General features: G+C 38.1%; 1 pseudogene. It reads left to right on the top strand.

Annotated features, from left to right (window positions below):
• Positions 1-70: 70 nt before the first annotated feature.
• Positions 71-520, top strand: a pseudogene (locus QM877_RS10250) (IS110 family transposase); the annotation flags it as partial.

Genomic DNA, 520 nt, shown 5'->3' with positions numbered 1-520 from the left:
CGCTAGACGTCGCGTATTGAAAATAAAATCACTAAAACACGGAATTATTCAAGACAAAAGAGGTAATATCATGCGTACAGTATTTGGGATTGATGTGAGTAAGGCAAGTTCTGAGGTGGCAATTTTAGTCAACGGTGAAAAGATTCATGGATACACTATGCTCAATGACGCCATTGGCTTCAATCGTCTTTTGAATGACTTGAAAACTGTTCATAACCCTGAGATTATATTTGAAGCTACTGGTGTCTATTCTCGGCGTCTTCGAGCCTTTCTTGAGGAATACGGCTACGCTTATACACAGCTGAATCCTCTGGAAGCTAAGAAGCAACTGGAGAGCAATATTGGAATTTAGTGATGGCTTTTCCATGCAAAGAGTTTGTATTAAACCTATCTCAAAATGAATTGTGTAAGATTATCCGTCAATCTACCTCCAAACGAATCTCTGAAAAGCGTATTGCTTATCTGACTGATAAACTTATAAAACTCGCTAAACAATCTTTTTGTGCGGTCAAGAAAATCT

Origin of the sequence: Streptococcus infantis (assembly GCF_047463655.1) — a bacterium.
GTDB lineage: Bacteria > Bacillota > Bacilli > Lactobacillales > Streptococcaceae > Streptococcus > Streptococcus infantis_Z.
Note: the sequence above shows the minus strand (reverse complement) of the source record. Positions and strands in the feature narration are given on the sequence as shown.